The organism is Caballeronia glathei, assembly GCF_000698595.1.
GTDB classification, from domain to species: domain Bacteria; phylum Pseudomonadota; class Gammaproteobacteria; order Burkholderiales; family Burkholderiaceae; genus Caballeronia; species Caballeronia glathei.
On sequence record NZ_JFHC01000146.1, the window covers coordinates 1 to 6,369 of the forward strand.

A 6,369-nucleotide genomic window follows, 5' to 3' on the forward strand; every position below is an offset into this window, starting at 1 on the left:
AAACTTAAATTCGCAACAGCTTCTAAATTGAACAACGCAGAAGACCGACGTTGCTACGCAGTTGATTTCTTGGTCGCTAGCCACATAGCACGATGACAGAACACTAGCGCGGGCATTGTTATTCCATGTTTGGCGTAGTTAGCTATGACCGTTAGCGTGACGATCAAGCCTTAAATCGTCACAGCGAGCGCCAGGCAACGGTCATATAGCGTCACGCTTGCGGTATGCCATGACTTCGATGATGGTCTCTCCGCCCATTGAAACTTACCTTAGGCGCCTGTCACTTTTCCGTTCCGTAGTAGAGTAAAGCAGCAACCGGAAGCCCCAGCCCAATTGCAGAAGCCAGCGTCCACCCGCCTTCGGCGTAAGCCCATCCTCCAGCCGCTGAAGCAATCGCCCCTGCAATGTACCAAGTGGTCATGTAGATAGCATTGAGTCGGCCACGAACCTCTTGTCCAAGGGCAAAGATTGCACGTTGACCAGTCACGAGGGTCATCGTTATGCCGAAATCGATCAAGATCGCTGCGGCAACGAGGGACGCCAGCGCAATGGGCGACCCGGCCTTTCCGATATGAGTGGCTGCGAATGCCACAGCAACAGCCAGCATTCCCAGGCCCGTTGCCGGTCGGCTCCATCCCCGATCGGCCATTCTGCCTGCAATGGGAGCCGCTATCGCTCCAGTGACACCGACGAAGGCGAATAGTGCTACCCCAGCTTGAGACATTCTAAAAGTGGGCCCGGTGAGAACGAGCGGAACCACGGTCCAAAACAGCGTGAATGAAGCAAACTGGAAAGAGTGGTAGATCGCACGACGTCGCAAGATCGGTGTGGTTCGGATAAGCTTGAGCATCGACGCCAGCAGGCTTCCGTATTGCAAGTTTCCCTGAGGAACTCTGGGTGGCAGCGCGATTCTCAACGCCAGAGCCAAAAGAAGCATCGCGATGGCGGAAACAATGAAAACCGCATGCCACGACCCACGGCTCGCCAAGACGCTAGCCAGGGGACGCGAAAGCATAATACCGAGCATTAGTCCACTCATTACGTTCCCCACCGTCCGCCCGCGCACCGCCTCCGGGGCGAGATGGGAAGCGTAGGGAATCAGAACCTGCGCGGATACGGCACTAAGTCCGATGAACAGCTCCGATATGAGGAACGCCCGTGCATGCGTCACCACCGCCGCACAGGCGAGAGAGACGACACCAACGCCGATCATGCTGATGACAAGGCGCCGATTCTCGACGAGATCCGCCAGCGGCACGATGAATATCAAGCCAGCTGCGAATCCGAGCTGTGTTAGCGTAACCACCAGGCCGGCCGTTCCCCGCGACATGCCCAGGTCCCCGCTGATCATGCCAATCAACGGCTGTGCATAGTAGAGGTTTGCCATGATCAAGCCGCACGCTCCGGCCAGCAAAAAGGTTAGCCACGCCGGCATCCTGTTCGGCAAACGTGGGGCGGCGGTAAGCGTTGTATCAGTTGACATGTTTGTGTCCTGGATCAGATGAGCGGCCGGAGAGCGAGCATCGCCCGACCGGCCACGGATATTCAGTGCAAACTCTTCATGACCGCCTCAACAGCACCGAGTAGATCGCGTCTCGAACTGCCTGTCTTGCCTACCACTCGCATTCCTTGGAGGATGCAAACGATCATGTGACTGGCGCCCTTCCTGTCAACGCTTGGGGAGATGGAACCGTCGCGTTGCCCCTGTTCTAGCAAGGTGTTCACGTATGTCTCCCGCCGTCTAAGCAAGTCCGAAGCGCGCGCGGCAACCTCTGGTTCACTGGATGCCAGCTCCATGGCGCTGGCTATCATCAGGCATCCGCTTTTTCCAACGGAACCATGTGACAGATCGACATAGAAGAGCAATGCCGCGCGAAGCCTGTCTCGTCCTGATCGAGCCGGAGCCACAGCATCACGAAGCTGGGAATCGCGCATCGCGTTGTGACGATCGAGGGCCGCTAGAAAAATCCCACGCTTGTCCTTAAAGGCCTTATAGATGCTCCCAACGGTCAGGGTCATCGTCGCGGACAAATCCTCGATTGACGCGCCATGGAAGCCGCGCTCGCAAAATACACTAATCGCCTTATCCAGCGCGTCACCGACGTCAAACTCCCTCGGCCGGCCACGGACCCCTGGCTTAGCGACCCGATTTGACGTCTTGATTTCCATAACTCTTCTCCCGATTTGGAAACACGCATTTCCGAAATAGATAAGGCTTTCCAACTGGACAACGCTGCTCGCTAATGTCCTCCCGGGTCCCAAGCAAGATGGAGTGCGGAGGGGATATGAAAGTCCCGCATAGGTCAACCCGTTACTCGAAGGCCCGGCTTCTCTAAAGCGCTTCAACGCGAGTGTATAGAAGGACGTGTGCTTTCGTAACGCGCCCTGCCAAGAATGGTGCGTTCTGGAAACGAGAACAAAGGTCGACACACTCAAGACCAAAGTCGTTGGAGACGCTTGAATACCGCCAGCGAATGATCACGTGAGGTGACCATAGGCGGTCATTTCGTTTCCTTTGTCGACCTCTACAGAACTCCCAAGGAGGATACGTCGCGCGAAAGACAGCCGGACGTGTTCTAATGCCTCGCAACCAGCAATGCGGGTTGTCGATGAACCCGTCAGGTGGTTGGAGGTTCTTCGCGCGCGGTTAGGTGTTGCGCGGCTCCTCCGAGAAGCGGCGCGCATTTGCGACTTGGCCTTGCAGGCGGCTCAGATTCAAGACGTCTTTAGCGATAGAACGGGCACCGCGAGTCTTGTGAACGGCCAAATCAGGCTGCCAATCGCGGAAATAGGCGGTTGGAAAATGCAAAGCTTGCCGGCGGGTCAACCCATACAGATCACGCTCCCGTCTTCAGGCGCTCTCGTAGATATTTAACGGTAAGGAACATTGATGCGTGTCGAACATCGCAAGACATTTGTCCTGATAGCAGGCGGCTGGTGCGGCGCGTGGGCATGGCGAGACGTCATTCCCAAGCTTAGAAGCCTGGGACACCACGTGAGCGCCCCAACGCTGTCTGGCCTTGGCGAGCGCCGGCACGTCGGAAATGCGACCGCCGATCTGAGCACACACGTAGAGGACGTAGTCGTTCACATGGAAATGGAGGACCTGCAGGATGTGACGCTAGTAGGATGGAGCTACGGTGGTATCGTCACGACCGGGGTACTGGCTAGCGCGCCGGAGCGGATTCGTTCGATGATCCATCTCGATGCCTTTGTACCCGAGAACGGCAAGGCGTGGATCGACTATGCGCTTCCGCATTCACGAAGTGCAATGGAGTCTTACAGGCAACGGGACGAGGCAATCCCTCCCCCGCCACTCTCGTACTTCAAAGTGACTGAGCCGACGCTGGTCGACTTCATCACCCCCAGACTCGTGCATCATCCGTGGAGAACCCTCTTTGAACCGGTGAGCATGTCCCAGCAGACGCCAGACCTTCCTGTTGCCTATATACGCTGTCTGCGCCACGACCAGGCTGCACTAACAGAGGCATTCGAGCGTACCGGAAAGACAGGGGCGATCACATTGAGCATTGACGCTGATCATTTTTGTCCATTGACGGCGCCCGAAGAGACTGCACGCGTTCTCGCGCAACTCGCTTCAGATCGGTAAGTCAGCGCGCGTGATCGTTGATAGCGAATTTGGTCACCGACGAAAAGTCCCTGAGAAGCTGTTCTTTGATCTTTTGCCACCCTGCGTCGCCGACGCTGCGCCTCGGTCTCGCAAGCGACACGGAACCGAGCGGCCCGACACAGCCGGAGATGTCCAGGCCACCCGGTTCGTCGCGGGGGGACATCTTGCACCGACATATCAAGAACGAAAGGAATATTGAAGCATGACTACAACAAAGGAAGACACGAGCCGAGTTACTTCGCCGGATCCGCTAAGCGTGGGTGACCACGTGGTGAATCTCAACGGCGTAGATATCCACTACCGCGTGGATGGCAACGGTCCGCTCCTCTTTCTCGTCTCGCCCGGCTGGGGAATAGGATCGGGCTATATGCAGCGAGGCTTCAAGTTCCTGCAGAAGAGGTTCCGCCTCGTCTTCGTTGACACTCGCGGAAGCGGCCTTTCCGGGCGCCCTACCGACAGCGCGCAGATGAGCAGCGACAACATGGCCGACGATCTCGAGGCGCTGCGAGAGCATCTACGTCTTGCCACGATTCAACTCCTGGGTCATTCGAACTCAGGAGCCATCGCGCTGTCCTACGCGACGCGTTACCCGAAAAACGTCGCCAAACTGGTGCTCATCGACAGCCAGCTACTCGGCTTCAGCGCGGGCGGCGATACGCAGACATTTCTGGAAGCACGAGCAGATGATCGACGATTCAAGGCTGCGGTGCGAGCCGCGATCAGTTACTTCTCCGGTAACGCGAAGCCCTTCGCAAACGATGGAGACCTTTCCACTTTCGTCGCCGAAGTTCTTCCGCTCTACCTTTACCGCCCCGAGAGAAAGCTTGCGTTGGCCCAAGAGCACCTTTTGGTCGGGCAGATCTCGTTGTACGCTTTCGAGGCACAGAATTCAGCCGACAGGGCTTCTGGCCGCAACCAGACAACACTGCTCGGCCAGGTGGTCGCACCCGTACTGATCACGGTCGGAAGGCACGACTGGATCTGCCCCGTTTCGGTCTCGGAGCGCATACATGCGGGAATTCCCCACTCGCGACTGGTAACGTTCGAGGAAAGCGGGCATATGCCGTGGCTCGAAGAGCACGAGAAATTCTCGCTAGAGTTGATGCAGTTCCTGGAAAGCTAGCGCATCGGCATCGGTTGTCTAGCACGTAGCCGAACACCCGCCAGACCTCATAGATCGTCAGTGGACGCTACCAAGCGATATCCCTTTCCGGGAACCGTATCGATCATGTCCGCGCAGTTGACCGTCCTTAGCTTCCTTCTTAGCTTGCAAACGTGAACATCGACCGTCGCGACGTCTAAAGACGTTTCCTTGCCCCACGCTTTCCAAAGGACGTCCTCCCGCGAGAAAACCTTGCAAGGATGGGCCAGGAACAAGTGCAGGAGCTGAAATTCGCCGTGGGTCAGTCGAAGCGAAACATCACCGGCAGCCGTTCGTCGAAAGGCGCGCTTTGTAACGGGAGCAATCGTCAGACCGCTTACCGAAATCTCTTCGACCGGAGGAAAGGCGGAATAGGGTCGCAGCGTGGCCCTGACGCGCGCGCGAAGTTCACTTGATGAGACCGGCTTCCTTAGATAGTCGTCCGCTCCTGCCTCCAGTGCGCTTACACAGGCTGCTTCGCTGGCAAGTTTGCTGACCAGCAGGACAGGCAGGCGTCGACCGCTAGTCGATGTCCGCAACCTGTGCAGGAACGATACGCCTGAATCTGCCGTTAGATCACAGTCCAGGATGACGGCATCCGGTCTATCGAGCACAATCATTCGGTCCGCCTCGTCCAACGTGGAAGCGTACTTGCATCGATACGATTCCGGATCGAAGCGTGTGCGTACCGCCATTAGAACGTCGATGTCATTTGCTACGGTCAGTATCTTGGCAGGCATGGCTTTCGTCGATTACTTGTCGTTCTTAAAGCCAGCATGATAGGCCTGCCAAAGCCAACCAACGCAAAGAAGACTATCATCAAATAAGTCGAATTCCGAACTTAAGATACCTAAAGCGGCTGACGTCAGCTGCTAAGAGATATTGGATTGGCTAAGCCGACATCTAACAGAGGCCGGATTGATACCTAAGCGGCTGTTCCGACGCGTACGGAAGTTTCCCATCAGGTCAGGTGTCGGATGAAGCGATTGCACGCCTATGCGTTGCGTGACTCCACTTCCTTCGCCATACCTAAAGGACAGGCAATCAACTGCGGAATAAAGCGTACCGCGAAGCTGTTCTGCAGGAGGTCGTCGTTCCATAGGCATGGCCCGCTCGCTTCCAAGCCCGAGGCGGGAAGCCGTCAACAAGATCTACCGGTCATCTCACATAATTCCATGCTTCATTCCATCAACGCACAAGCCGCCTCGTACGCGTGGCACTCGCTACCTTCCGTTATGTTGATATCAACGACTCATGCGAAGCGAGTTCTCTTCGGACTGGCTCTAGCCGGTGCCACCGCCACCGCCTTTGCACAGAGCGACCCCTTACCATCGTGGAATGAGGGGCCCGCAAAGGCGGCCATCGTGAGCTTTGTTGCAAGGGTTACGTCCCCTGGAAGCAAGGACTTCGTTGCTACTGACGAGCGCGTAGCCATGTTTGACAACGACGGAACGTTGATGGTCGAGCAACCCTCCAGCGCAAACATCAACCTGGCATTTGCATTCGACCGCATTCGCGCGCTGGCACCGGCCAATCCTGCGTGGCAAAGCACGCAACCATTCAAGGCTGTCTGACCTTGCCCCCGTTCGACGAATCC

The 6,369-nt window shown here is 56.7% G+C and carries 6 protein-coding genes; 3 read left to right on the forward strand and 3 right to left on the reverse strand.

Going from position 1 to position 6,369, the window contains the following annotated elements:
• Positions 1 to 280: 280 nt before the first annotated feature.
• Positions 281 to 1,483, reverse strand: coding sequence for an MFS transporter (locus BG61_RS37320; protein ID WP_035940234.1), 1,203 nt, complete (start codon positions 1,481 to 1,483; stop codon positions 281 to 283).
• A gap of 62 nt (positions 1,484 to 1,545) precedes the next feature.
• Entirely contained in the window at positions 1,546 to 2,169 is a 624-nt protein-coding gene (locus tag BG61_RS37325; protein ID WP_035940236.1) for a TetR/AcrR family transcriptional regulator, read from the reverse strand.
• A 721-nt stretch (positions 2,170 to 2,890) separates the two neighbouring features.
• On the opposite strand from BG61_RS37325, the gene BG61_RS37335 reads away from it, so the two are divergent.
• Together BG61_RS37335 and BG61_RS37345 are read left to right on the forward strand one after the other, a co-directional pair.
• Positions 2,891 to 3,610: an alpha/beta fold hydrolase gene (locus BG61_RS37335; RefSeq protein WP_051673078.1), complete on the forward strand. Its 720-nt coding sequence runs from the start codon at positions 2,891 to 2,893 to the stop codon at positions 3,608 to 3,610.
• A gap of 223 nt (positions 3,611 to 3,833) precedes the next feature.
• Entirely contained in the window at positions 3,834 to 4,754 is a 921-nt protein-coding gene (locus BG61_RS37345; RefSeq protein ID WP_035940241.1) for an alpha/beta fold hydrolase, read from the forward strand.
• Positions 4,755 to 4,801: 47 nt separating this feature from the next.
• Here the strand turns inward: BG61_RS37345 and BG61_RS37350 are convergent, their stop codons facing one another.
• Complete coding sequence (locus BG61_RS37350) at positions 4,802 to 5,512, reverse strand: winged helix-turn-helix domain-containing protein (RefSeq protein ID WP_051673079.1); 711 nt, start codon at positions 5,510 to 5,512, stop codon at positions 4,802 to 4,804.
• A 693-nt stretch (positions 5,513 to 6,205) separates the two neighbouring features.
• Here BG61_RS37350 and BG61_RS43110 point away from each other — a divergent pair.
• Positions 6,206 to 6,346 (forward strand): hypothetical protein, encoded by a 141-nt coding sequence (locus tag BG61_RS43110; protein WP_161783733.1) that lies wholly within the window; start codon positions 6,206 to 6,208, stop codon positions 6,344 to 6,346.
• The last annotated feature ends 23 nt before the right edge of the window (positions 6,347 to 6,369 follow it).